The following is a 1,013-nucleotide window of genomic DNA, read 5'->3' as shown; positions in this document are numbered from 1 at the left end:
GATGTTCCCCATGAAGCGGTCGAGCTCGGCGCGGAGGCGTGTGCTTTCGCTGGACAGGGATTTGGCCGAGTTCAGGACTTCCTCCGACGCCGAGCCGGTCTCGGCGGCGCCGCGATTGACTTCGCCGATATCAGTGGCCGCGGCCTGCGTGCCCTGCGCCACCGTCTGAACGCTGCGAGCGATCTCCTGCGTCGCGGCGCCCTGCTGCTCGACGGCGCTTGCGATCGACGTCGAGATGGTCGAGATCTGGCCGATGGTCGCGCCGATCTCCTTGATCGCCGCGACCGATTCGGCCGTCGCACCCTGCATGCCCGCGATGTGCGAGGAAATCTCATCCGTGGCTTTCGCGGTCTGGCTCGCCAGCGATTTCACCTCGCTGGCAACCACGGCAAAGCCGCGGCCGGCTTCACCGGCGCGTGCCGCCTCGATCGTGGCATTCAGCGCGAGCAGGTTGGTCTGCTCGGCAATCGCGGTAATCAGCTTGACCACCTCGCCGATCTGCTGGGCGGCGTGCGACAGCTTGCCGATGCGACTGTCGGTCTCCTTCGCCTGCACTACCGCAGCTTCAGCAATCCGGTTGGAATCGCGGACCTGGCGGCCGATCTCCTCGACCGAGACCGAGAGCTCCTCGGTCGCGGTCGCGACCGACTGCATGTTGCTCGAGGCCTGCTCGGAAACGCCGGCAACCTGGCTCGACAGGGTCTGCGTGGTCTCGGCGGTGCGCGTCAGCGTCGACGCCGCCGATTCGAGCTGCACGGCCGAGGCCGAAACGTTGGAGACGATGGCGCCGACCGCGCTCTCGAAATCATCGGCAAAACGAATCAGCTCGGAACGGCGCGCCGCGGCCTGCTCCTTGTTCTGGGCCTCGCTGGCGGCTGCATCACGCTCGGCCTTCGCCACCGCCTGAACCTTGAATTCCTCGACCGCGCCGGCCATCTCGCCGATCTCGTCCTTGCGGCCGAGGCCCGGCAGCACGACGTCGAAATTGCCCGAGGCAAGCTCACGCATCGCCT

Annotated in this window: 1 protein-coding gene; it reads right to left on the bottom strand. The window is 67.0% G+C overall.

What is annotated here, in order from left to right; genetic code table 11:
• On the bottom strand, positions 1 to 1,013 hold a 1,013-nt coding region (locus AC629_RS44030; RefSeq protein ID WP_168195766.1), incomplete at both ends, for a methyl-accepting chemotaxis protein.

This window comes from Bradyrhizobium sp. NAS80.1 (genome assembly GCF_001908205.1).
Taxonomy (GTDB): Bacteria; Pseudomonadota; Alphaproteobacteria; order Rhizobiales; family Xanthobacteraceae; genus Bradyrhizobium.
Note: the sequence above shows the minus strand (reverse complement) of the source record. Positions and strands in the feature narration are given on the sequence as shown.